We start from the raw sequence: 24,751 nt of genomic DNA on the forward strand, positions 1-24,751 counted from the left end.
GCTCTCGTCGGGCCGCGCATTCCGTCGCGCGGGCGAGACGCCTCAGGCGCTCGCGCGAACCTCGCATCCGAATTCGGCCGCGGCCTCCTCGAGCCAGGACCAGAGGCTTCCGGCGAAGCTGCGGGCGACGGCGAGCTCGTAGGTCGGGCGGTCGTCGCGCTGCCAGAGCTGCACGCCGATATGGGCCACCGCCGTCACCGCCGTGCGCCCGGCCGCGAAGGCGCGGGGATGAAGATCGACCGAGACGCCCTTCTCCAGCACGCGGCGCGCGTCCGGGCCCGACAGCCGCAGCACCGCCCGTCCGTCGCTCTGGTCGGCCACCGCGGCGAGGTTTTGGAGCGCCGCGCCGAGCCCGTCGAGGTCGCCGCGGGCGGGGGCGAGCGCCAGCCACTGGTCGGGGCCGGACCAGACGAGCCCGGTCTCGCCGGAGAACAGGGCCGCACCGGGCTCCGGAAGCGACAATCCGAACCGCGCCCGGATCGCCTCGGCGAGCCCATCCCCGGCGCCGTCGGCAGCGGTGATGCTCGCCAGCGCCAGCCCCTCGCGCGGGGCGACGATCAGCCCGGCCGGACCGTCGCGCCGGCCGTGCCGGCCGATCTGCGCGTAGAGGTCCCAGGCCCCGCGGGGCCGCCAGAGGGTCGCGATCTCAGCCATGCATCCTCTCCCCCGCCGGATCCACGAAGGCGGCGTTGCAGATCTCGACCTCGACATCGCCGCCGCGCACCGGATCGTAGGCGCGCACCCGCTCGCCGTGGCGCTCGTTGCCCCGACGGATCAGGCCGAGCCCGATCCAGTGGCGAAGCGACGGCGAGAACGCGACTGAGGTCATGTACCCTTCGTCGGCGGTCAGACTCGGCTCGGCGCCGAGGGCGAGGAAATGGGCCCCCGCCCGCAGGCGCTGGCTCGGATCGACCGGGCGGAACCCCACGAGGATCGGCCGCTCCGGATCGGTCAGCGCCGGGCGCTCCTTCATCACGCGGCCGATATAGTCCTTCTTCTTGGCGAGCATGCCCCCCAGCGCGAGGTCGCGGGCCGTGGTCTGGCCGTTGATCTCGGCGCCCGCCGCATGCCCCTTCTCGATGCGCATCACCGAGAGCGCCTCCGCGCCGTAGGGGCAGATGCCGTAGGGCAGGCCCGCCTGCAGGATGGCGCGCCAGGCCGCGTCGCCGTAGCCCGCCGGCACCGCGATCTCGTAGGCGAGTTCGCCTGAGAACGAGATGCGGAACAGCCGCGCCGGGATACCGCCGCCGACGGTGATCTCGGCCGCCCCCAAAAAGGGGAAGGCCTCGTTCGAGAGGTCGTGCTGCGGATCGACGATCTTGCGCAGCACGTCGCGGGCCCGCGGGCCGGCCACGGCATATTGCGCCCATTGCTCGCTCACCGAGACCATCTGCACGTCGAGTTCCGGCCAGAGCCACTGGCGGCAGAATTCGAGGTGCTGCATCACCTTCGCGGCGTTGGCGGTCGAGGCCGTCATCACGAAGTGGGTCTCGGCCAGGCGCGAGACGGTGCCGTCGTCGAGGACGAAGCCGTCCTCGCGCAGCAGCAGGGCGTAGCGCGAACGGCCCACCTTGAGGGTGCCGAACGGGTTGGCGCAGACCCGTTCGATGAAGGTCAGCGCGTCGCGGCCCTGGATGTCGATCTTGCCGAAGGTGCTGACATCGCACAGGCCGACCCTGCTGCGCACGGTCTCGACCTCGCGCACGACCGTCTGCAGCCAGTCGGTCTCACCCGCCCGCGGGAAATAGGCCGGGCGCAGCCACAGGCCGGTCTCCAGGAACTGGGCGTTGTTCTCAAGGCACCACGCATGGCTCGGAACGTGCCGGCTCGCGCGGAACTCCTTGCCGCGGTGATGACCGGCGAAGGCCCCGATGGCGACGGGGGTGAAGGGCGGACGGAACACCGTGGTGCCGACCGAGGGAATGTTCTGGCCGGTCAGTTCGGCCATGATCGACAGGCCGGCGAGGTTCGAGGTCTTGCCCTGATCGGTCGCCATGCCGAGCGTGGTGTAGCGCTTGAGCAGCTCGACGGCGCGGAACCCCTCCCGGTGGGCGAGTTCGACATCGGAGGCCGCCACGTCGTTCTGGAAATCGACGAAGGCCTTGCCCCTGGGCTTGGCGACGCGCCAGAGCGGCGTGTGGGCGGTCGATTCCGGATCGGTCCGGGGCGTCCCGGCGGTCTCGGCCGCGAAGCCGCAGGATTCCGCCGCCTCGGCGCCGAGTCGGGCGCCGCTCTCCAGGGCATCCGCCAGCGTCAATCGGCCCGAGGCCGCGCCGGCCGCGACCATGCCGGTGGGCAATTGGCCTGGCACGAAGGCGTGGATCGCCTCCTCCCAGACCGGACGGCGGGAGAGGTGGGAATCCAGATGGACCACCGGGTTCCAGCCATTGGCCATGGCCAGCGTATCGCAGGGAATGCGGAGCGTGCTGCCGTAGGCGTCGCGCACCTCGATGCCCGACAGGGCGAGGTGCCCGCGCGTGCCGATCACCTGCCCCCCGGCCACCACCTGCGCCCCCGCAGCCTCCGCCATGCGGCGCAGGGCCACCGGAACGTCGGGGCGGGAATCGACCACCGCGGCCACGCGCCCGCCCGCTGCGGCGATGTCGGCGACCGTGCGCCAGCCGTCGTCGCTCGACGTGAACACGGCGGGATGGGCGCCCGGCAGCACGCCGTAGCGGTTGAGGTAGGTCCGCACCGCGCCGGCCAGCATGACGCCGGGCCGGTCGTTGCCGCCGAAGATATGCGGGCGCTCGATGGCGCCGGCGGCGAGCACCGCGCGCTTGGCCACGATCCGCCACAGCCGCTGGCGCGGCGCGTGGGCGGCCGGCACGGCGAGATGGTCGGAGACCCGCTCGACCGCGCCGTAGGCCCCGTGATCGTAGACGCCGAACAGGGTGGTGCGGGGCAGGAGCCGCACCTCGGGCAGGCTCTCCAGCTCGGCCACGGCCTGCGCGGCCCAATCGGAGCCGGAGAGCCCGTCGATCTCGCGGCGCTCCGCCAGCAGACGGCCGCCCAGCCGGAAATCCTCGTCGACGAGGACGACGCGGGCGCCCGAACGCCCGGCGGCGAGGGCCGCCGACAGGCCGGCCGGGCCGCCGCCGATGACGAGGACGTCGCAATGGACGTGGGCGTGCTCGTAGGTATCGGGATCGGGCGCATTCGCGGCTCGGCCGAGGCCCGCCGCGCGCCGGATCATCGGCTCGTACAGCTTCTCCCACAGGGCGGCCGGCCACATGAAAGTCTTGTAGTAGAAGCCCGCTGCGAAGACCGGCGAGAGCAGGGCATTCACCGAGAGCGCATCGACCGCGAGCGAGGGCCAACGGTTCTGGCTCGTCGCCTCCAGCCCCTCGTAGAGTTCGGCCATGGTGGCGCGGGTGTTGGGCTCGCGGCGGGCGCCGGTGCGCAGCTCGACCAGGGCGTTCGGCTCCTCCGAACCCGCCGAGAGCAGGCCGCGCGGCCGGTGATACTTGAAGGAGCGTCCGACCAGCCGCACGCCGTTGGCGAGCAGCGCCGAGGCCAGCGTGTCGCCGTGATAGCCCGTGAGCTGGCGCCCGTCGAAGGTGAAGTCGCGCGCCCGGCGGCGGTCGATCAGGCCGCCGGAGGCGGTGCGGAAGGGCTGGGGCGGACCCGCCTGCTCCGCCTCGCGGACGGGGAGCGGAAAGGTCGGCGTGCGGTCAAGCATGGGAGGCACTCCCGGCGGGCGTGACGGTGCGGGTCTCGGCGAGGCGAGTCTCGGCGCGGCGGGTCTTGGCGACCTCGCGGGCCGGCTGAACGTCGGTGATGGCGTGGGTGCGGGTGTCGCGGGTCACGACGAGCCAGGAGCGGCAGCCGGCGGCGTGATACCAGAGCTCGCGGATCTCCCCGGCGCGGTTGTCGCGCAGGTAGACGTAGTCGTGCATCGCCTCGGATGAGGCGTCCATTCCGTCGGGACGGACGGGCGCGGCGTCGCCGAGATAGCTGAACTCGCCGTTGTCGCGCTCGCCGCAATAGGGGCATCGGATGCGCATGGCTCTTCGTCCGTCCTCGTTGGCGTTGCTCGGGCCGATCTCATTCCTCCCCCTCATCTTGAGGTGCCGGAGCGCGGCACCTCAGGATGAGGGGTTTGGATGGGACGCAAAAAATCAGTGCAGGTTGGGCTGGGCGCCCATGCCCTTCTCGTCGATGAGGTGACCGGTCGCGAAGCGGTCGAGGCGGTAGGCGGCGCTGTGGGGATGCGGCTCGTCGCGGGCGATGGTGTGGGCGAAGCAGAAGCCCGCCGCGGGCGTCGCCTTGAAGCCGCCGTAGCACCAGCCGGCATTGAGATAGAGGCCGCCGATATCGGTGCGGTCGATGATCGGCGAACCGTCCATCGACATGTCCATGATGCCGCCCCAGTGGCGCAGCAGCCGCAGGCGGCCCAGCCCCGGCCAGAGGGCCATGCCGCCCTCCATCACGTCCTCGATGGTGTGCAGGTTGCCGCGCTGGGCGTAGGAATTGTAGCCGTCGATGTCGCCGCCGAAGACCAGGCCGCCCTTGTCCGACTGGCTGACGTAGAAATGGCCGGCGCCGAAGGTCATCACGCAGTCGATCAAGGGCTTCACGCCCTCGCTGACGAAGGCCTGGAGGACGTGGCTCTCGATCGGCAGCCGCATGTCCACCATGGCGGCCAGGAGCGAGGAGGAGCCGGCGACCGACAGGCCGACCTTCTTCGCGCCGATGAAGCCGCGGCTGGTCTCGACGCCGGTGACGCGCCCATTCTCCCGGCGAATGCCGGTGACGGCGCAGTTCTGGATGATGTCGACGCCGCGGTCGCTGGCCGCCCGGGCATAGCCCCAGGCGACCGCGTCGTGGCGCACGGTGCCGCCGCGCCGCTGCAGCAGGCCGCCCTTCACCGGAAAGCGGGCATTGTCGAAATCGATGAACGGGACCATCGCCCGCACGCCCTCGCGGTCGAGCAGTTCGGCGTCGATGCCGGCCATGCGCATGGCGTTGCCGCGCCGGGCATAGGCGTCGCGCTGGGCGTCCGAATGGTAGAGGTTCAGCACGCCGCGCTGGCTGACCATGGCGTTGTAGTTGATGTCCTGCTCCAGCCCCTCCCAGAGCTTCATCGAGTGCTCGTAGAAGGGGATGTTGCCGGGCAGCCCGTAATTCGAGCGCACGATGGTGGTGTTGCGGCCCACATTGCCGGAGCCGACATGGCTCTTCTCCAGCACGGCGACGTTGGTGATGCCGTGCTCCTTGGCGAGGTAATAGGCGGTGGCGAGCCCGTGGCCACCGCCGCCGACGATGACGACGTCGTATTCGGCCTTCGGCGCCGCGTCGCGCCACTGGGGCTTCCAGTCCCGCTGGCCCCGCAGGGCCTGTCCGAGGACGCTGAAGAGGGAATAGCGCATCGCCACGACTCTCTTGGATCGCCGGTGGAGACGGTGGCGAAGTCCCACCAAATCCCCTCATCCTGAGGTGCCCCTTGCCTCGGCAAGGGGCCTCGAAGGAGGGCTCCAGGGATCGCGCGATACACTGGAGCCCTCCTTCGAGGCCGCTTCGCGGCACCTCAGGATGAGGGGGTTGGATTGGATCGATGGGATCCACCGCCCCTCGGCACGAAGCCCTACATACGCCCGCTCGGCCGATCGCCCCTTGCAAATCGCGACGTCTTTCCCGCAGATCGCGGCAGAATGTGCGCCGCCCCCCTCCCCGACCCCGCGCCGACGACGGTCGGCTTCGTGCTGGTGCCGGATTTCGCGCTGATGACCTACGCGGCGGCGGTCGAGCCGCTGCGGGCGGCCAACGCCCTGTCAGGCCGCATCCTGTACCGCTGGTGGCACGCCGCGCCCGGCGATTGCCCCGTGCCCGCCTCGAACGGGCTGACGGTCGCCCCCGACGTGGCGATCGGCGCCGAATCACCGGGGGCCGACTGGATTCTCGTCTGCGCGGGCGGCAACCCGTCGGACTTCGACGATCCGGCCCTGTTCGCATGGCTGCGCCGGCTCAGCCTGCGGCCCGGGGCGGTGATCGGCGGCCTTTCCGGCGGACCCTACCTGCTGGCGCGGGCGGGGCTTCTCGACGGTCGGCGCTGCACCCTCCATTGGGAGCATATCCCGGCCTTCCGCGAGCGGTTTCCGCGGGTCGAGGTGGTGCGCTCGCTCTACGAGGTCGGTCCCGACCGAATGACCTGTTCGGGTGGCATCGCGGCGCTCGACATGATGCTCGACCGGATCGGGCGCGACCATGGCCCTGGCCTCGCGGCGGGCGTCGCCGACTGGTTCCTGCACAACCAGATCCGCGAGGGCCTGAGCCCGCAGCGGATGGCCCTGCGCCAGCGCTTCGACCTGCGCGATCCCCGGCTCCTGCGGGTGCTCGCCGTCATGGAAGAGAATCTCGAAGCCCCGCTGACCCGCGAGGCGCTCGCCGACCTCGCCCGGATCGGCGTGCGGCAGTTGGAGCGGCTGTTTCGCGAGCGGCTCGGGACGAGCCTGCATCGACACTATCTCGGCCTGCGCCTCGACCAGGCGCATCGCCTGCGCCGCGAGACCGCGATGCCGGCGGCCGAGATCGCCGCGGCGACGGGTTTTCTCAATGCCGAGGAATTGGCGCGGGCGGAGCGGCGACGGCGTCGGCAGGCCGAATGACCCGCCGACGCCCGTGTCAGAACCTTACTCCGCCGCGTCCAGGCGCGGATGCTCGATCTCGGCGCGCTCGCGCTTGACGAGCTCCGCCGTGAGGAAGGCCACTTCCAGCGCCTGCTCCGCGTTGAGGCGCGGGTCGCAATAGGTGTGGTAGCGGTCCTGCAGGTCGTCGGCCGTGAGCGCGCGGGCGCCGCCCGTGCACTCGGTCACGTCCTTGCCGGTCATCTCCAGATGGATGCCGCCGGCGATGGTCCCTTCCGCACGATGGACGCCGAAGAAGCCCTCGATCTCCTGCATCACCCGCTCGAAGGGCCGCGTCTTGTAGCGGCCCGCCGCGATGGTGTTGCCGTGCATGGGATCGCAGACCCACACCACCGAACGGCCCTCGCGCTCGACCGCGCGGATCAGGTTCGGCAGGTGGTCGCCCACCTTGTCGGCACCGAAGCGGCAGATCAGCGAGAGGCGGCCCGCCTCGTTCTCCGGATTGAGCAGATCGATCAGGCGGATCAGCCCCTCGGGCGTCGTGCTCGGCCCGCATTTGAGGCCGATCGGGTTCTTGATGCCGCGGGCGTATTCCACGTGCGCGTGGTCCGGCTGGCGGGTGCGGTCGCCGATCCAGAGCATGTGGCCGGAGGTGGCGTACCAGTCGCCGCTCGTCGAATCGACGCGGGTCAGCGACTCCTCGTAGCCGAGCAGCAGGGCCTCGTGGCTGGTGTAGAAGTCGGTGGTGCGCACCTCCTGGTGCGTCTCCGGGTTGATCCCGATGGCGCGCATGAAGTCGAGCGCGTCCGACATCCGCTCGGCCACGTCCCGGTAGCGGGAGGATTGCGGGCTGTCCTTCACGAAGCCCAGCATCCAGCGATGCGCGTTCTCGAGGTTGGCGTAGCCGCCGGTCGCGAAGGCGCGCAGCAGGTTCAGCGTCGCCGCCGATTGCCGGTAGGCCTCGAGCTGACGCTTCGGATCGGGAATCCGCGCCTCTTCCGTGAAGGTCAGCCCATTGATGATGTCGCCGCGGTAGCTCGGCAGCGACACGCCCTCCAGCGTCTCGGTCGGCGAGGAGCGCGGCTTGGCGAACTGACCGGCGATGCGGCCGACCTTCACCACCGGCGAGCCGCCCGCGAAGGTGAGCACCATCGCCATCTGCAGGAAGACGCGGAAGAAATCGCGGATGTTGTCGGCCGAGTGCTCGTCGAAGCTTTCGGCGCAATCGCCGCCCTGCAACAGGAACGCCTGACCCGTCGAGACGCGCGCCAGCGCCGCCTTCAGCTTGCGGGCCTCGCCGGCAAAGACCAGCGGGGGAAAGCTCGAGAGCTGGCTCTCCACGGCCTGGAGCGCGTCCGCGTCCGGATAGGACGGCACCTGCTGGATCGGCAGGTTGCGCCAGGTCTTCGGGGTCCACCGCTCGGTCATGACACTCTCTCCGCTCACCTCAAAAGGTGAAGCGCGCGGGCCCTCCCGCCTCGCGCGAAGCGCGGCTTATAGAGAGGTTTTCCGCAGGTGGCGAGTTGGCAGAGCGGGCCACGAAATCTTGCCCGCATGCCTCGCCCGTGCCCCTCATCTTCGGTCGTCCCGCTCGACGCGACCGCGCGACGCGTCTCGGGACGATGTCGGGGGTGATTTTCGGGCTGGCGCCCGTCGCGCCCCCGGAACGGATGGCGGCGGCTTCGGATGGCGGCGCAATCCCGGATCTCGAAGCCAGGGATCACCGCTCCGTGGCTTTCCAAGCGGCCCCGGTGCGGTCTATCAGAACGCGCCTTCCGCTTCCGGGTCGCGGGTCCCGGGACGGTACCGGACGGGAGCCGAGTCCCGACCCGGGAGGCCGGGATCCTGCTGCTTCGCCGTCACACCGCCGGAACGTGGAGCCTGATGCGCGAGCCGAACGCGATCGATTTCTGGCGCGGCGTCGCCCTCGTGACGATCTTCGTCAACCACATCCCGGGCAACTTCTTCGAGCGCTACACCTTCTCGCAATACGGCATCTCGGATGCCGCCGAGCTGTTCGTGTTCCTGGCCGGCTGGTCGATCGGGCTCGCGACCCGGGGGCGCGACGGCAAGCCCGAGCCGCGCCTCACCACCGTGCTGCGGCTCCTGTCGCGCACGATCGAGGTGTACCGGGCGCAGATCGTGATCATGTCGCTGGCGCTCGCCATGATCGCGGGCTGCGCGCTCTACCTCGACAATCCGCTCATCCTCGAATGGCACAATGCCGGCGGCTTCTTCGGCGACCCGATCCAGACCATGGTCGGCATCGTGCTGCTCACGCACCAGCTCGGCTTCTTCAACATCCTGCCGCTCTACGTGGTGCTGATCGCCATCGCGCCCCTGGTGGTGCTGGTGGGCCGCCTGAGCCGGGCGCTCCTGCTCGCCCTGTCGCTGTCGCTCTACGGCGCGAGCCTCGTGTTCGAGTGGAACTTTCCGTCCTGGCCGGGCGAGGGCGATTGGTTCTTCAACCCGCTCTGCTGGCAGCTGCTGCTGGTGCTCGGCTTCCTCGCGAACGAGACGAGTCGGGAGAGCCCGCGGCTGCGGTCCCTGGCCCGGCGGCTGACGCCGCTCGGCATCGCCCTCGTGGCGCTCGGCTTCGTCCTCGCCGTGCTGGAGCTGCGCCCCGATCCGATGCTGGTGCCCGAGCCGCGCCTCGTCTTCACCTTCGACAAGACGTATCTCTCGCCCGGCCGGCTCATCCATTTCTGCGGGGTGGTGCTGGCTTTTCAGGCGGTCTACGGCCTGATCGCGCCAAGGGTGATGCCGCTCGCCCGCTTCCTCTCGGGCCTGGGCCGCAATTCCCTCGCGGTCTTCTCAATGGGTTCACTGTTAAGCCTGGCCGCGCAGTTCGTGCGCTTCCAGACCGGAGGCGGTATCTTCGTTGACATTTCGGTCGTAGGGTCCGGCCTGTTCGCACTGGGTTTCACCGCATGGTTCGTCGAATGGCGTGCCCGCAAGCCGCGCGCCCCACGGACGCCGCCCGACGGCGCCGCCCCGCGCTCGGCCTCTCCGCCGGCCTGAGTTTCGCCCTCGGGATCGGTCTCCTCGCCTCGGTGCCGGCCCGCGCCGAGACGCTGCCGGCCGCTCCGGCTCCGACCATGTCGGCCCCGGCACAGACAGCGGAGGCGCTCGACCAGAGCCTCTCGCCGGAATGCCGCGTGCCCGGCTCCAAGCTCTACACCCTCGCCAAGCTCAAGGCGGTCAAGGCCGCGCTCAAGGAGAAGCGGCCGGTCCGGGTGCTCTCGATCGGCTCGTCCTCGGCGGGCCTGGGCGCCGCGTCGAGCTATCCGGTCAAGCTCGAGAACGCGCTGGAGAGCGCGCTGCCCGACGTGCAGATCGATGTCGAGGCGCGTTCCCTGCCCGGCGAGGTCGCGAGCGGGGCGGGCGAGCGCCTGCGCACCATCGTGGCGGAGGTCGAACCCGATCTCGTGGTCTGGCAGGTCGGCACCAACGACGCGCTCGCCCGGGTCGATATCGACTCCTTCGCCGAAGCGCTCGACGAATCGGTCAAGTGGGTGATGTCGCACGACATCGACATCGTGCTGATCGATCCGGTCTTCACCGCGAGCCTCGCCGAGGACGATTACTACAACCGCATGGTCCGCACCGTGCAGGAGGTCGCGCGCCGCGAGGCGGTGCCGCTGGTCCATCGTTACGCGGCGATGCGCTACCTCTCGACCCGCAGCACCGACGAGGCGCACATGCTGGGGCGCCGGTTCCGGCTGAACGATCTGGGCCTGCGCTGCATGGCCGAGCACGCGACCCGCGCGATCACCCTCTCGCTGCTGCAATCGGACCCGGCCAAGCCGGAAGCGGATCCCGACCGGACCGGCACCGCGACCCGCCCCGCCACGGGTCGCGAATCCTCCGATGCCGTCCCACGAGGGAACTAGTCAGGCCGTTCCCCCCCGCAGGCCGATCCCGGCTTGAGCGACGGCTTCCCACCGCCCCCATCCTTCGGGCTGCCCGCCCGGCCGGCCTTTGCGTGCGGCAGGCTCACCCGTCGAAGCGACCGCGCGGGCGGATCACGGCTCCCAGCCAGGAGACCGGGATGTCCCCCGTCCCAATTCCATGCTTCGGCGGCATGCCCCGAGATGGAGAATTGTCCGAACGACGGTCGCGAGCGTTTTCGACGGCGACGGCCTCACGTCATATCGGTGGCCCGGCTACGTAGACCGCCACGATGAGCCTCCGCAGCACTCAGGCTAAGCAAAGTGTTGCTCGAGCATGGGCTCGGAGGAGGCAAACATGCAGCGAATTCTCAACATCGTCGGCATCGCCAGCATCGTCGCGCTGGCCGCCACGCCGGCCGCCGCCGGTCATGGCGGCTTCCTGGGAGGCCTGTTCGGTGGCGGCCGCGGCGCGCCCGGTCCGGAGGCGGCCGTCGGCCTGCCGTTCCTCGTCGCCGCCGGCGCCTACATGCTGATGCGCCGCCGCGCCGCCAAGTCGGACGCCCAATAAGTCAGGGCCAAGGAACAGAATCTCTGAGGCGAGCGGCCAATCGGCGGATCTCGGCGCGGCGCGTTCGGGCGCTGCGCCGTTTGGTGCCGTCGTGGCGGAAGCGGAGCGGATGGTGACAAGCGTGGCGTCCGATGCCCCGGCGGCCCGGAAGGCGCTGCTCAATGAGCGCGAGGCGCGTCTCGCCCTGCTCGTCGTCGGCCTCCTCAATGCCCTTCTCCACCCGGTGCGCGACGCGGTCGCGGCATCGGGTCTGTCCGGTGCGGTGATGGGAACCTTCGGCATCAGCGCCATCGTCTGGATCGCCCTGGCACTCGTCGCCCGGCTGCTGGCGGCCGAGCCCGACCGGGGGATGCGACGAACCGAGTTCGCGATTCACCTCGCCGTCCTCGCCCTGATCCTCGTCCCGCTCCGTCATGTCGCCTGGATCGGGCTGACGCTGATGGCCCTCAACGTCGTGGCGCACGCGGCGCGGGACTCCGCAGCCGCGCGGGGCGGATGGCTGCTCCTCGCCGTCGGCGTCCCGATGTTCTGGGGCAAGCTCGCCCTGTCGCTGTGCAGCGGGGTCGTCCTGACCCTCGACGCGATGCTCGTGAGCGCCGTGCTCGGCCTGCCGCGGCTCGGCAACACCCTCGCCCTCGCCGACGGACGCACGCATCTCTGGATCGAGTCGAGCTGCTCCTCGATGCTCAACCTCTCCCTGGTCGTCCTGTGCTGGACGATGTTCTGCACGCTACGCGGCATCGGGCTGCGCCGCGGCCTGCCCTGGTGCGGGCTCTGCGCCGGCCTGATCATTGCCCTCAATGTCGGCCGCATCAGTTTGATCGCCGCCTTTCCGGCGCATCACGACATGCTGCATGGCGGCCTCGGCGCGAGCGTGGCGAACTGGCTGTTCGTGGCCGTGATGCTCTGCGTCTTCGAATTCGGAATGTGCCGACACGATCGGGAAGTCTCCCCACCGACCGTTCGCCGGATGGCGCGCCATGCGGCCTAGAGTTTCGACGCGATCCGTTCTCCGGGCGCTCCTCCTCGTCCTGCTCGCGGCCTCGGTGCCGCTGAAGCTTTGGACCCTGCCCGAGGCCCGCGCATCGAGCCAAGCGGGCGACGACGCAATCCGCGAGGGCATGCGGGCCTTCCTCGCCGAGGCGGGGTTCTCGGCGCAAGTGGAGGCGGGGCTCGTCGACCTGCCGGCGGCCTCCGGGGCGCGCGACGGCTGCCGCGTGCTGCTCGCGAACGTGGCCACCCAGGGCTATCACCGCGACCTGATCTTCCGCCTTGCCGGATCGGGGGACAAGGTCTCCTTCCTGTTCCGAGGGCGCGCCCACCCGGACCAGCCGGGCTGGGCGACCTGGACCTCCCACCTCCTGTCACGTCTGCGCCTCGCCTCGGCGGACCCCGCCGGGCCCGGAGGCGAGCGGGTCTACGCGGTGCTGGCGGCCGGAGCCTGCGATCTCGACGCGTCGGCCTGGGCGAAATTTTGGGCGGAGACTTGAGCGGGGAACCGGGCGACGGCGCAGGTCAGAGAGAGGCCGTCCCGCAGCTTGCCCTGGTCGAAACGCCGCCCGGGTGATGTCGAACCGAGCGCGCATCGGCCTTCCCGTATCCGGCATCGCGGGAGCGCGCGGCCATGGCGGCGGACGAGTCAGCCGTCGGGCTCCCTCCGGGGCGGCCCGTCCCTCCCCGAGCGGGCGCCGATCTCGCGCAGGTGCGGATGGCCCGGTCGGGCGGCGCTTCCTCTCGGAGGTGGGGCCGCCGCCCAGGTCGAGGCCGGACTCTTCGGCCTCCCGGTCAACTCCGCGAAAGGGTTCCCTGGGGCGATCACCGCGACCCGACGCGCTCCGCATCCGCCCGCAGCACTGACTGCCTCTCTATAGGAAAAGCTCGTTCATTTTGCTTTTTTGCCGGCGGCGATTGCTTTTCCAAGCTTGATTTGAACCTTGTACTGCTCGCACACCTCGGCAACTTCGACATTGTTCTTGGCGGCCAGTTCCGCGAGGGTTTGCTCCTCGCCCTCAAGATAGGAAATGCCCTCGCGGCCCTTCCGCTCGTGAAGATCGCCCTTCGGGGTCGGAGATGGTTTGCCGTAGATCTCCGCAATGCCAATCTCGAAGAATTGCGCGGAATCGGCCGGGAGCCACCCCTTGTCACTGCAATAGGCGATGAGGCCGAGATCGTTTCTGTGTTCGAGGTAGGCACGGCTGCTGTCCTGCGCCGAGGCGCTTGCACTGGGGACCAAGGCATAGGGGGCGAGGGCCAAGAGGAATGCCGGCATCCACGTCATGATGTTTCCTTCGGTCGATGGGAGGGGTCGGGTCGCGGCGTTTTCGCGAGCGGATCGGGGCGGATGAGCCGATCCGGCGAGGCGCGGGCGATCAGTCGTTGGCCCGGGCCTTGACGCCGAGAAGCGTCACCAGCTTCTCCGGCTCGCCCTGGGCCGCCATCAGGAGGGCAATGGCCGGCACGGGGGAAGCCGGGGCGAGGGTGACGGTCAGGGATCGCGGATCCGAGAGGTAGGCATTGGCGGCCCGCAGAGCGGCCTCCGACAGAGGCTGCCCGAGCATCTGTGCGCGCTTCGTGACCTCACCCGCGGCAGCGATCTTGAGGACGGTGACGAGCTGCGGCGGCGACAAACTCTGCTTTTCGGCCAGGAAGGCGAAGAGCCGTTTCGTGAGGCCGCCCTCCTCGAACCGCAGGGATGCGCCGTTGATCGTCAATCCGGCGAACATTTGGAGCATGGCCGCCTGCGCGGCGACCGACGGCTTCCGGGTGGTATCGCGTGAATCGATCGTGGCCGGATCGACCGCCTTCCGCATCTTGGAGAGCGCGTCCAGCGTATAACCGGAAAGATCGAAGGCGACGGCGAGACGCCCGAAGCCGTCCATGGCCAGTTGCCCCTCTTCGAGCACCAGGCGGCCGTCCGCGAGCGACCAGCGCCCTTTCAGGCCGGCGCTTCCCTGCGATTTTGGAAGGCCGACCTTCTTCCATTCCTCGCTGTTGGCGGCCTCGCCGAGAGCCTCGAAATTGTACGAAAGGCCGTCCGCCCGGAACTCGAACGTCAGGCCGGTGTCTCGGGGTTGCTCGCGAACCGCGTAGGTCACCCGCTGGAAGGTCGCGACCGGCGGAACACCGCCGGCACCGATCTCGGCCGGGCCCATCGCAAAGGATCGGCAATAGGTCAGATCCTGCAACGCCCGGCCCTCGGGCTTGGGCGCGATCTGGCAGCCGGTGAAGACCGTGTTGCGGAGGACGAAGTGACTCTTCTCGTCGTCGATGGCGATGTCGGGCACGGCGATGCGCTCGATCGTGTAGCCGCCATCCGCGCGCGGCGTGACGCCTTCGAGGGTCAGTTCGCCGGCCTCCAGGGGCGGCAGATCGAGACCGCCGGTCGCCGTAATCCGCAAGCCGCGCAGAACAAGGTTGCGCCCGACTTCCTCGACGCGTTCGGCCGCCAGGACAAAGCCGGATCGTTCCGTTTGCAGGCGCAGCTTCGCAAGCAGATCTTGGCCGTCGAGTGCGGCGGCGGGGCCGGCACCGAGGATGAGCATGGCCCCTATCAAGAAGCGGGCGCGACCCCGCTTCGTACGGTCTCCGGCGGATTCATGGCCAAGCTTGACTCGGCACAGGGCACGGGAACCGACCGCCGACGCTCTAGCCATGCGATGAAAGAATGATCGAGCCGTAATCATTGAATGGCGCGTTTTATCAATCTTCGTCATGTCGGTTTTCGAGCCGCCTTCTATAACCAAATCAATATAATTGTGAACAATTGACCCGTATTACCGAGCTGCAGCGGGCATATCCAAAACAAATCCCCCCATCAACTGTAAATCGGAAGCTCATCGGCCGTAGAGCCGCTGGGGGCAGACAAGAGAGCGATGCTCGAAAGCAGTGCACCGTAGTTGCGACCGAAATGTTGATCGAACCGCTCTCGGTTTCCTGGAAGTCCCGACAGATGAAAGGATGGACGACCGCAAAAAACCCGGGGCCGGTCAGGGAGACGACGGTGCGAAGCCTCGAACCGGACGGCGAAGACCGAACGGGACCGAGGCGCGGCTTAACCTGGTTGAAACACCGCCCTGGTTAGGGTGAACCGAGAGCGCGTCGGCCTTCCCGCATCCGGCGCCGCGGGAGGGTGCAGCCATGGCGGCGGACGAGTTGGCGGCCGGCTCCCTCCGGGGCGCCCCGTCTCTCCCCGAGCGGGCACGCGCCCGGCTGCTGGCGGCCCGATCGGGCGTCGGTGGGGCGGCGGTCGGCGTGTTCGGCCTGCGCATCGCCGCCGCCGGCTGCGCCTATCTCGCGCAGGTGCTGATGGCCCGGATGATGGGCGGCGCGGAATACGGCATCTTCGCCACCGTCTGGGTCTGGATCGCGATCCTCGGCCACACTGCGACCCTGGGGCTTGCCCAGGGCGCCTGCCGTTTCCTGCCCGTCGAGCGGGCCCGCGGCCATCTCGACGCGGTGCGCGGCTTCCTGCTGGGCGGGGCGCTCGCCAGCGCGGCGGGCGGCTTGGGTCTCGCCCTCGCCGGTCTCGCCCTCACCGAGATCCGGCACGATCTGCTCGACGGCCCCTATGGCGGCCCGGTCCTCGTCGCGGTCCTCGTCGTGCCGCTCTTCGCCTTCCAGGATTATCTCGAAGGGGTGGCCCGCAGCCAGGGCTGGCCGATGCTCGCCATCGCCCCGCCCTATCTGATGCGGCAGGGCCTGATCATGGTCGGCATGGCCGGCGCCGTCCTGTTCGGCGCCCCTGCCCATGCCTGGGTCGCCATCGCCTGCACCCTCGTCGCCACCGGCATTGCGGCGACCATCCAGGGGGTCCTGCTGCTGGCGCGTCTGCGCCGCCACCTCCCCGCCGGCCCCCGGCGTTACCGCTGGCGGATCTGGTTCGGCGCCTGCCTGCCGATCGCGGCGGCCGAACTCGCCACCAGCGCCTTCGGCTTCATCGACGTGGTGCTGCTGGGCTTCCTCGCCCCGCCCGCCGCGGTCGGCCTGTACTTCGCCGCCACCCGCATCCAGCAATTCGTGGTCTTCGTCGCCTACGCCGCCTCGGCGGCCACCGCGCCGCGCTTCGCCGCCGCCCGCGCCGAGGGCGACGAGGCCGGGCTCGCCGGGCTGGTGCGGGCGCAGGCGCGCTGGACCTTCCTCGGCACCGCGCTGGTCGGCCTCGGCGTGCTCGCCGCCGCCCCGCTGCTGCTCGGCCTGTTCGGCTCCGATTTCCACGACAGCCTGCCGGTGCTGGCGATCCTGGTCGCTGGCGGCGTCACGGCGAGCCTGTTCGGACCGGGCGAGGACATCCTGACCATGCTCGGCGGCGAACGGCTCTGCGTCGCCATCACCGTGGCCATGCTGGCACTCGCGGTCCTGCTCTGCCTCGTCCTCATTCCCTGGCTCGGCGTGATCGGGGCGGCGCTCGCCATGGCCGGCGCCAGCGCGCTGCGCGGGCTCGCCATGGCGGCGGGCGCCTATGCCGTGCACGGGATCGCGACACCCGCTTTCCCCCTCCCCTTCCTCCCAAGTTTCACCCGCGGCCACGGTGCTGCCTGACCATGGGCCTCCCGCTGCGCTCCGCCCCGCCGGTCCCGTTCGAGGCCGCCATCGAACCCGTCGCCGCCATCGAGGCGGTAGCCTGGGACGCCCTTACCCGGCACGCCGTCGCGCCGCATCCGTTCTACGCCCGCCGCCCGGTCGAGGCGCATCGGGCGAGCGGGCTCGGGCCGGCGGATCTCGCCGCGGTCACCGTGCGCGGTCCCGACGGTCTGTCGGCGCTGCTGCCCTTCGTCCTGCGGGCCGACATCGCCGGGCTCGGCGGCGCGGTGGCGCAGCCCTTCCTCTCCCCCTACGTGACGGAGACCACCCCCCTCGTCGCCGACGGTCCCGATCTCGACGACCGGCTCGATGCCCTGGTGACGGGCCTCGCCCGCGCCTCGGGGGGACGCTGCTGGCGCTGGCCGCTGCTCCCCGTCGAGGGCCGTCTCGGCGCGGGGCTGGTCGCCGCGATGGAGCGGGCCGGCTGGCAGGTCGCCACCGTGGGGAGCTTCGAGCGCCCGGTCCTCGACCGGCGCGCGGACCATGCCGCCTTCCTCGCCGACCATCCCCACAAGAGCCGCCTCAAGGATCTGCGCCGCCGCCGCCGCCGCCTCGGGGAGGCGGGGGCGCTGACCTTCGAGGTGGCGACGACGGGGCCGGCGCTGGAGCGGGCGCTCGACGCCTTCCTGGAGCTTGAGGCCGCCGGCTGGAAGGGCGCCGCGGGCACGGCCCTGGCAAGCCGCCCGGACAGCGCCCTGTTCGCCCGCGCCCTGTTCCGGCAGGACGAGACGGCACCGGCCGACCCGCCGACGGTGCGGGCGGATTGCGTGCGGCTCGACGGCCGGGTGATCGCCGCGAGCCTCGCCCTCGTGGCCGGGCGCACCGCCTATCTCCTGAAGATCGCCTACGACGAAACCCTGCGCAGCTACGCTCCCGGGCTGGTGCTGGAGGATCAGATCGTGCGCGCCCTGCACGACACCGCCTTCGCGGATCGGCTCGATTCGGCGACGCTGCCCGGCTCGCCCCTGGAGCATCTCTATCCCGAGCGGGCCCGGATCGCCGAGATCCTGGCCCTGCCCCCCGGCGCCAGCCTGTTCCCGCTGGAGCGGCGCGCCGACCTCGCACGCTTCGAGCATCGCGCCCGCGCGGAGATGAAGCGGCTCATCGGGCGGCGATAGGCACGCGCCGGGCGCTCACAGGAGCAGCAGCCCGCCCGCCAGAACGACGAAGGCCACGAGCCCGGCCAACAGCACGATCCGGTCGGCCGGCTGCGCCTCCGCGGATCCGGCCGAGGCGGTGCCGGTCGCCGCTCCCGCATTCATGGCACCGCGCGCGGAACCGGATGCCCCCGTTCGCGCGGCCGCCTCCACGGCCGGATTTCGGGCCGGGGCGCCCCGCGCGGGGGCAGGCAGCTCGGGCACCGGCCCCACCGGCGGCTCGCCCCGCGGCCCGAACGCTTCCGGCTCGACGCTCACGCCCGCCGCGTCCAGTTCCAGCATCACGAGGACGAGGGCGTCCACATCCATCGCATCGATCGGCAGGAACCGCTGAAGATCGTCGGCGGAGAGTTCGCCCCGCGCGCGGCCGAGAGCGACGAGCCGGTCGAGGGTGGCGCGATCGATCGTCGACATGGGGCTCCTGACGCGAGGTCCTGCGGCGCGCAGGCCTTTGCCGTCACCTGTGCCGCGCTCCTGCCTTCTCCAAGTGGCGAAGAAGCGCGGCAGCCTGACGCGCGCGCTCGGCGGGATCGCCGCCACCCCGGCGCCAGACCACCCGCCGCTCGCGCAGCGTCACGGCGTCCGACACTGGCATCATCGGCACCGCCCGGTCGGCGTGGAAATCGGCGGCGATCCCCTGGGGGCCGCCGCTGAGGCGCGCGATGCCGAGACCGAGGCATCCGATGCGCAGGGCCGCCAAGGTGAACAGGGCCTCGACCGGCTCCGGCGGCGCGCCGAACCGGTCCTCGACCTCGTCGCGCAGGGCGTCGAGTTCGTTGCGGCTGCGCAGGCGCAGGAGGCGGATGGTGAGGCTCAGCCGGATTTCGGGTTCCGGGATGTAGTCGGCCGGCACCCGCCCGCTCACGCCGATCCGCAGGTCCGGGCTCCAATCCTCGGCGGGCTCGCCCTTGGCGGCACGCAGCGCCAGTTGCAGCAGGTGCTGGTAGAGCCCGAGGCCGACGCGGGCGACATGTCCGGCCTGGGCCTCGCCGACGAGGTCGCCCGCTCCGCGCAGATCGAGGTCGCGGGCCGCGATGGCGAAGCCCGCGCCGAGCCGGTCGAGGGCCTCCAGCGTCCGCAGCCGCTTCTCGGCGCTGGGGCTCAGCGGCTTGTCCGGATGACCGAACAGCAGGACGCTGCCTCGCCGCTGTCCGCGCCCGACCCGCCCGCGCAGCTGATGCAGCTGAGCCAGCCCGAACCGCTCGGCGTCGAAGACCAGCATCGTGTTGGCGCGCGGCACGTCGAGGCCGCTCTCGATGATGCTGGTGGCGAGCAGCACGTCGCCCTCGCCGTCGGCGAAGCGGACCATGGCGGCGTCCATCTCGGCGGGCTTCATCTCGCCATGCGCCGTCACGACGTCGAGATCGGGCACGAGGGCGGCGAGGCGCCGGGCCATCGGGGCAATGTCCTCGATGCGGGGGCAGACGACGAAGCTCTGTCCGCCGCGGGCATGCTCGCGGTTGAGCGCGGCGCGCAGCGTATCGTCCGCGAACGGCGCGATGACCGTGCGGATCGGCCGGCGCACGGCGGGGGGCGTGGCGATCACGCTGAGGCTCTGCAGACCCACCATCGCCGCCTGGAGGGTGCGGGGGATCGGCGTCGCGCTCAGCGTCAGGAGATGCGCGGTGCCCGCGGCCCGGCGCAGGGACGCCTTGGTCTTCGTACCGAAGCGCTGCTCCTCGTCGATGATGGACAGCCCGAGATCGTGGAAGCGCACGCCGCGCCCGGCGAGCGCCTGCGTTCCGACCACGAGGCGCACGGAACCGTCGGCGAGGCCCTCGCGCACCCGTCGCGCCTCCGCCGGCGCCACCAGCCGCGACAGCTGCGCCACCGCGATGCCGAAGCGGGCGAAGCGCCGCCGGAAGGTCTCGGCATGCTGGCGCGCCAGCACCGTCGTCGGCGCCATGACGGCGACCTGTCGCCCGGCGAAGACCGCCGCCGCCGCCGCGCGCAGGGCCACTTCTGTCTTGCCGAAGCCGACATCGCCGCAGACCAGCCGATCCATCGGCACCTCGGTGGCGAGATCGGCCAGGGTGTCCTCGACCGCCCTGGCCTGATCGCCGGTCAGGGCGAAGCCGAAACCGGCCGCGAAGCGCTCCATCTCCCGCGGCGGCGGGACGAGGCGCGGGGCGCGGGCGGTGCGGCGCTCCTCCGCGGCCTTCAGCATCGCGCGGGCGGCCTTGGCCAGGGTGGCTTCCGTCTCCAACCGCCGCCGGCCCCAGCTGCCGCCGTCGAGGCGGTCCAGGGAAACGGCCTCGACCTCCGAGCCGTAGCGCCAGATGCGGTCGGCCTGGGACGCCGGCACCATGCGGATCGCCCCGTCGGCGAAGCGCAGACGCAGGGCATCCTCGCCGCCCCCCTCGCTGGCATCGTCGCCGGGGAGCGCGTCCAAGCCCTCGAACACGCACAGGCCGTGATCGCGGTCCACCGCCACGTCGCCGATCCGCAGTTCGACCTCGCCGATCGGCAGAATCGCGGCCTGCCGCGGCGTGCCCGCATCCGATCCGCCGAGCAGGTCGGCGGCGGCGATGACGGTCGCCCCGACCTCCGGCACCCGGAACCCCGCCTGGATCGGCGTCTCGATCGCCAGCATCGCGCCGGGCGCGGCCGCCGCCACCTCGCTCCAGCCGTCGATCAGGCGTAGGGTCCGTCCGTCCTGCTCGGCGGCGGCGCGCACGAGCCGGCGGAGCGGTGCCTTGGGCCCCGTCAGGACGATGCGGTCACCGGCCTTCAGGCGCTCCTTCAACGTCCGGGCGAAGGCGGCCTCGGGCCGGCTCTCTCGCACGAAGGGGGACAGCGCGACCGCCTCGCCCTCCGCCGCATCGGCGGTGGCGATGCCGTGGCGGGCGACGAGATCCGCCCAATCGGAGGGGTCGAGATAGAGCGTGTCGCTCTCGGCGCCCGGCGATCCAAGCTCGTCCCGTGCCTCCTCGAGCTGCTCGAAAGCGGCGGAGACGCGGCCCTCCACACCGGACTCGACCACGAGGCGCGCCTCCGGCACGTAATCGAGCACCGTCGACAACGCGGGATAATAGCGGGCCAGCCGGTGCTCCTCGCCGATGAACGGCGTCACCGCGATGTCGGAATCGGGGCCGGGGACGATCTCGGTGGCCGGATCGATCACCAGCCGATCGGTCTCGACGCGGGAGCGCTGCGAGACCGGGTCGTAGGAGCGGATCGCCGCGACGCGCCCGTTCGCGTGCTCGACGCGGCAGGGCAGCGGCGCGGCGGCGGGAAACACGTCGATGGTCCGGCCGCGAATCGCGACCTCGCCGGGCTCGTCCACCCGGTCGTCGAGATGGTAGCCCATGCGCCGCAACTGTGCGGTCAGGGCTTCCGGATCGAGGCGGTCGCCGACGCGGATCTCGACATGGGCCTCGCGCCACGTCTGCGCCGGTGGCACCCGCTGAAGCAGGGCCGGTGCCGTGGTCAGGAGAATGTCGGGCAGGGCGTCCCGGTCGGTCAGCCAGCGCAGCACGCCGGCGCGCGTTCCCATCACCCCGCGCGAGGGCGAGGCGCGGTCGAAGGGCAGGCAATCCCATTCGGGAAAGACGGCGATCTGCCGTTCCGGCGCGAGCGCCCGCAGGATGGCGGCGACCTCGTCGAGCCTGCGCCCGTCGCGCGCCACGTGGACGAGCGGCCGAGGTCCGTCGAGGAGGCCGAGGAGAGAGACGGCGAGCGCCCCCGTGGGGACCAGCGGGACGGCGTTCGGCTCCGGGGCGTCGCTGCGGCGCGGGGCGGGCTTGGACTTGGCCATCGAGGATCCCTGATGAGCCGGTTCAGGACCGGGCTCCCCTCCAAACGCCGTTCGGCCCGGCCGGGTCCCACGCCGTCCCCTTCCGTTTCGTCACGGTCCACAGAGTCGTTGCGCCGGGCGGTGGATGGAAAGGTGATTCGGGCCGGCGCCGGGGCGAGGGCCCATTCCCACGACTTCCGGGACGATGGCCGGGGGATCCCCAGCGGACTTCAGGCGAGGTTCTTGGCCAAGATCATCGGAGTGTCCGCCACGACAGGCGCATAACCTCGGCTTCGGTAGAAAGGTCTGGCGGTCTTCGTGGTCTCCAGCCGACAGGCGGTCGCGCCACGTTCGATGCTGGCTTGCTCCATCGCCTTGAGCAACGCGGTGCTCACCCCCCGATACCTCGCCTCGGGTGCAACGTAGTTGAGGAGGATCATCCCACCCGCATCGACCATCCCCACCCCGACCAGCGCGGCCGAGCGCTCGGCCACGAAAAGCGAAGCGCCCGGCTGCATCAGCCACGCCAGCCAGTTTTCAGGGGTTTTGTTGGCGATCCAGGCCGCGATCAGAGCCGGATCACCCCCGTGATCGGCATGGCAGAGTTCGACAATCGCGCGCCGCAGGACGCGACTGCCATCCACGGCATCGACCGACGTGGCCGGGCGTAGGTTCACAGTCATCGTTCCAGGCTGTCCCTCGCCCATCGATCGGAGCCCGCTTCGCGTTAACGAGCCGGGACAATCTCTACGCTTCCATCCCTCCCGACCGTCGCCACGATCAGCCGATGCAGCTCATCCTTGGCCTGCTCGGGCGTGATCTCCCCGGTAACGGCGGCCTTCGACAGCGCCTCGGCCGCTCCGAGCATCGCCCAGAGGCTGGCCGTTGCGAGGGTGCGGCTGTTCGTGAAGGGAGCGAGCGCCCCTCGGCACTTCTCCATGAACGCCGCCAGGTAGCTTCGTTTCGTCGCCTCCAGTTCCGGCGATCCCGCGAGCGCCGCCAGCAGTTCGGGGATCTCGCGCCCCTGCGTGAGAACACAATCGACGTAGGACGAGGCGATCACGGCGGCCGTCTCCGCAAGCGTCGGCCCGGCGCCGGCCAAGGCCGCATCCATGATGGCGGTCTGATGCCGGTCGAACGCCTCGTAGAGCGCGACCAGCAAACCGCTGCGCGTACCGAAATGATCGTACACGACCGGCTTGGCGACGCCGGCCTGCTCGGCGAGCCGGCCGAGGGTCAGGGCATCCGTGCCGTCCTCCCGGATGATGCGCCAGGCGACGTCGAGGAGCTGGATCAGCCGGTCCTCTCGGCTGAGGCGGATACGGCGCGATGACGACGGTGCGGTTGACATCCCTATATACCGATCGTAGCCTACTTTTAGTATATAGCATTGGGCATCGGGCTGCAACCCGCCGGAGCGATCCGCGCGGCATGGGCGGTCGTGTGTCCATCGTACGGAGAAGCCCGCCCATGATCGATGCCATCGCGCTGCCGTCCCGCCGGTCATCGTGGCTCGGGCTCCTCACGGTCCTCAGCCTCGTGCTGCTCGTGGCGATGGATGGCTCGGTACTCTATCTCGCGATACCGCGCGTCACGGCCGCGCTGAAACCGACGGCGGATCAGACACTCTGGATCCTCGACATCTACGGCTTTCTCGTCAGTGCGCTGCTGATCGCATTCGGCACCATCGGGGACCGACACGGGCGGCTGAAACTCATCATGATCGGCGCGAGTGTCTTCGGGCTCGGCTCGCTCGGCGCGGCGTTCTCGGAAACGCCCGCAGCGCTGATCGCCTGCCGGGCGTTGATGGGGTTGGGCGGCGCGACGCTTCTGCCCTCCGGCCTCGCGATCGTCAGCGCCTTGTTCCCCGATCCTCGCGAGCGAGCGCAGGCCATCGGACTCTTCGCGGCGACTTTCGCGGCCGGGTTCGCAATCGGCCCCGTGCTCGGCGGCCTGCTGCTCCAGTCGTTCGCGTGGGGCGTCGTGTTCCTCATCAACGTTCCCGTCGTCGTCGTCTTCCTCGTGGCGGCGCCCGTGTTCCTGCGCGAGGTGCGCGACGCCGGCAGCGGCCGGATCGATCTTGCGAGCCTGCTCCTCTCCTTCCTCGGGCTCCTGCTCACCGTCTGGTCGGTGAAGACGGCGGCCGCTGACGGCTTCGGCAGCCGACAGGCGCTCGTCGGCGGCCTCGGCCTCGGCGCGCTGGCGCTGTTCATCGACCGGCAGCGACGGATCGACGATCCGCTGCTGGATCTCAACCTGTTCCGCGATCCGGTCTTCACCATCGCCATCCTCACGGGATTGCTGTCGCTCGTCGTCTGGTCGGCGACCGGCTCTCTCTCAGGCATCTACCTGCAAGCGGTGCTTGACCATCCGGTGCTCGCCGCGGCGCTCCTGACATTGCCCGGTGCGATCACGCTCACGGTCACCTGCATCGGCACCAGCCGAATCGTCGAGCGCGTCGGTCGCAAAGCCGCGCTGGTGGCAACGCACGCCCTGATCGGCACCGGCGTGCTCCTGCTTCTCCTCACCACGGTCGAGACGGGCGGTCCCGCCCTCATCGCTTCGACCATCGTGGCGGGTCTCGGCTATGGGCTGTCGTTCAGCTTGGTCGCCGAGATCGCCGTGTCCGCCGTGCCCGCCGAACGGGCGGGTGCGGCCGGCTCGATCGCCGAGACGAGCAACGAGTTGGGCAACGCACTCGGCATCTCTCTGCTCGGGTCCGTTTCCGCCCTCTGCTTCCGGCTGTTCGGCCCCGGCCTAGCCGGCACACTGAACGAGACGCTGGCTCACCCCGGCCTTCCGCCCGAGGCGGCGCTTCAAGCGAAGCAGGCTTTCGTCACCGGGCTACACGCGGTGGCCGGCCTCGCAGGCGCCTCCACGCTGCTGGTGGCGGTCGCAGCGGGGCTGTGGCTGCCGCGGAAGCTGCCGACATGATCGCCGGCCCTCCGCTGGCCGACGGATGTCGCCGCAGGAGGTCGGCCATCGTCACGCATGCCCTTCAGGGGGAAAATGCCGCTCACCGATGAGCGCCCCCTGATCGCACGAGGGTGCTGGTGCTGATCGCGCATCGACCCGGGCTACGGCCATGGCATCGGCCGATGGCCGGCGATCCGGCGGCCCTCGGACGGAACCGATGGCGCGGGCGAACATCGACCGCCGGGCAGGCCCCACCGGTGCATCCCCGTGCTACGCTGCCGGATGCGGGCGGCGCTCATGCCGTCCCGGCCGAT

Annotated in this window: 20 protein-coding genes; 9 read left to right on the forward strand and 11 right to left on the reverse strand. The window is 70.7% G+C overall.

The features are described 5' to 3' along the window. Positions 1-42 precede the first annotated feature (42 nt). The 4 genes from MFF26_RS01815 to MFF26_RS01830 form a co-directional block, all read right to left on the reverse strand. Entirely contained in the window at positions 43-654 is a 612-nt protein-coding gene (locus MFF26_RS01815; protein ID WP_137829555.1) for a sarcosine oxidase subunit gamma, read from the reverse strand. Further along, positions 647-3,682, reverse strand: coding sequence for a sarcosine oxidase subunit alpha family protein (locus tag MFF26_RS01820; RefSeq protein ID WP_137829554.1), 3,036 nt, complete (start codon positions 3,680-3,682; stop codon positions 647-649). The genes MFF26_RS01815 and MFF26_RS01820 overlap by 8 nt, the downstream gene beginning before the upstream one ends. After that, positions 3,675-4,007: a sarcosine oxidase subunit delta gene (locus tag MFF26_RS01825; protein ID WP_137829553.1), complete on the reverse strand. Its 333-nt coding sequence runs from the start codon at positions 4,005-4,007 to the stop codon at positions 3,675-3,677. The genes MFF26_RS01820 and MFF26_RS01825 overlap by 8 nt, the downstream gene beginning before the upstream one ends. 114 nt (positions 4,008-4,121) lie before the next feature. After that, positions 4,122-5,372, reverse strand: a complete 1,251-nt coding sequence (locus tag MFF26_RS01830) for a sarcosine oxidase subunit beta family protein (protein WP_137829552.1) — start codon at positions 5,370-5,372, stop codon at positions 4,122-4,124. Between the two features lie 282 nt (positions 5,373-5,654). Between MFF26_RS01830 and MFF26_RS01835 the strand changes: the two genes are divergently transcribed. Beyond that, positions 5,655-6,608 carry a GlxA family transcriptional regulator gene (locus tag MFF26_RS01835; RefSeq protein WP_137829550.1) on the forward strand — a complete coding sequence of 318 codons (954 nt, stop codon included), beginning with the start codon at positions 5,655-5,657 and terminating at the stop codon, positions 6,606-6,608. A 24-nt stretch (positions 6,609-6,632) separates the two neighbouring features. On the opposite strand, the gene MFF26_RS01840 is transcribed toward MFF26_RS01835, so the two are convergent. Then, positions 6,633-8,015 carry a class II 3-deoxy-7-phosphoheptulonate synthase gene (locus tag MFF26_RS01840; RefSeq protein WP_137829549.1) on the reverse strand — a complete coding sequence of 461 codons (1,383 nt, stop codon included), beginning with the start codon at positions 8,013-8,015 and terminating at the stop codon, positions 6,633-6,635. 456 nt (positions 8,016-8,471) lie between these two features. Here MFF26_RS01840 and MFF26_RS01845 point away from each other — a divergent pair, with 456 nt between their 5' ends. From MFF26_RS01845 to MFF26_RS01865, 5 genes are all read left to right on the forward strand, one after another. Then, positions 8,472-9,608, forward strand: coding sequence for an OpgC family protein (locus MFF26_RS01845; protein WP_137829548.1), 1,137 nt, complete (start codon positions 8,472-8,474; stop codon positions 9,606-9,608). Then, on the forward strand, positions 9,530-10,480 hold the full coding sequence (locus tag MFF26_RS01850; protein ID WP_137829547.1) for an SGNH/GDSL hydrolase family protein: 951 nt from the start codon (positions 9,530-9,532) through the stop codon (positions 10,478-10,480). Before MFF26_RS01845 ends, MFF26_RS01850 begins: the two co-directional genes overlap by 79 nt. Positions 10,481-10,835: 355 nt before the next feature. Then, the gene (locus MFF26_RS01855) at positions 10,836-11,048 is read left to right on the forward strand and encodes a hypothetical protein (protein WP_137829546.1); all 213 of its coding nucleotides are present in this window, start codon (positions 10,836-10,838) and stop codon (positions 11,046-11,048) included. 121 nt (positions 11,049-11,169) lie between these two features. Beyond that, positions 11,170-12,039 carry a hypothetical protein gene (locus tag MFF26_RS01860; RefSeq protein WP_171015467.1) on the forward strand — a complete coding sequence of 290 codons (870 nt, stop codon included), beginning with the start codon at positions 11,170-11,172 and terminating at the stop codon, positions 12,037-12,039. Then, positions 12,029-12,538 carry a hypothetical protein gene (locus MFF26_RS01865; RefSeq protein ID WP_137829544.1) on the forward strand — a complete coding sequence of 170 codons (510 nt, stop codon included), beginning with the start codon at positions 12,029-12,031 and terminating at the stop codon, positions 12,536-12,538. Before MFF26_RS01860 ends, MFF26_RS01865 begins: the two co-directional genes overlap by 11 nt. Positions 12,539-12,930: 392 nt before the next feature. On the opposite strand, the gene MFF26_RS01870 is transcribed toward MFF26_RS01865, so the two are convergent. After that, positions 12,931-13,326 (reverse strand): hypothetical protein, encoded by a 396-nt coding sequence (locus MFF26_RS01870; protein WP_238307411.1) that lies wholly within the window; start codon positions 13,324-13,326, stop codon positions 12,931-12,933. A 91-nt stretch (positions 13,327-13,417) separates the two neighbouring features. After that, positions 13,418-14,590, reverse strand: a complete 1,173-nt coding sequence (locus tag MFF26_RS01875) for an aq_1923 C-terminal domain (RefSeq protein WP_137829543.1) — start codon at positions 14,588-14,590, stop codon at positions 13,418-13,420. Between the two features lie 595 nt (positions 14,591-15,185). Here MFF26_RS01875 and MFF26_RS01880 point away from each other — a divergent pair. Both MFF26_RS01880 and MFF26_RS01885 read left to right on the forward strand, forming a co-directional pair. After that, positions 15,186-16,586 (forward strand): lipopolysaccharide biosynthesis protein, encoded by a 1,401-nt coding sequence (locus tag MFF26_RS01880; protein WP_137829542.1) that lies wholly within the window; start codon positions 15,186-15,188, stop codon positions 16,584-16,586. A gap of 2 nt (positions 16,587-16,588) precedes the next feature. Continuing rightward, positions 16,589-17,746 carry a GNAT family N-acetyltransferase gene (locus tag MFF26_RS01885; RefSeq protein WP_137829541.1) on the forward strand — a complete coding sequence of 386 codons (1,158 nt, stop codon included), beginning with the start codon at positions 16,589-16,591 and terminating at the stop codon, positions 17,744-17,746. 15 nt (positions 17,747-17,761) lie between these two features. Here the strand turns inward: MFF26_RS01885 and MFF26_RS01890 are convergent, their stop codons facing one another. The 4 genes from MFF26_RS01890 to MFF26_RS01905 all read right to left on the reverse strand — a co-directional run bounded on the left by MFF26_RS01890 (position 17,762) and on the right by MFF26_RS01905 (position 22,872). Continuing rightward, complete coding sequence (locus MFF26_RS01890) at positions 17,762-18,199, reverse strand: RNA polymerase sigma factor region1.1 domain-containing protein (RefSeq protein ID WP_137829540.1); 438 nt, start codon at positions 18,197-18,199, stop codon at positions 17,762-17,764. Between the two features lie 43 nt (positions 18,200-18,242). Then, positions 18,243-21,542 (reverse strand): helicase-related protein, encoded by a 3,300-nt coding sequence (locus tag MFF26_RS01895; protein ID WP_238307412.1) that lies wholly within the window; start codon positions 21,540-21,542, stop codon positions 18,243-18,245. A gap of 209 nt (positions 21,543-21,751) precedes the next feature. Next, entirely contained in the window at positions 21,752-22,204 is a 453-nt protein-coding gene (locus MFF26_RS01900) for a GNAT family N-acetyltransferase (protein WP_171015466.1), read from the reverse strand. Between the two features lie 44 nt (positions 22,205-22,248). Next, on the reverse strand, positions 22,249-22,872 hold the full coding sequence (locus MFF26_RS01905) for a TetR/AcrR family transcriptional regulator (RefSeq protein WP_137829537.1): 624 nt from the start codon (positions 22,870-22,872) through the stop codon (positions 22,249-22,251). Positions 22,873-22,991: 119 nt separating this feature from the next. Here MFF26_RS01905 and MFF26_RS01910 point away from each other — a divergent pair, with 119 nt between their 5' ends. Then, the gene (locus MFF26_RS01910) at positions 22,992-24,455 is read left to right on the forward strand and encodes an MFS transporter (RefSeq protein ID WP_210236202.1); all 1,464 of its coding nucleotides are present in this window, start codon (positions 22,992-22,994) and stop codon (positions 24,453-24,455) included. Positions 24,456-24,751: the final 296 nt, after the last annotated feature.

Origin of the sequence: Methylorubrum suomiense (genome assembly GCF_022179765.1) — a bacterium.
GTDB lineage: Bacteria > Pseudomonadota > Alphaproteobacteria > Rhizobiales > Beijerinckiaceae > Methylobacterium > Methylobacterium suomiense.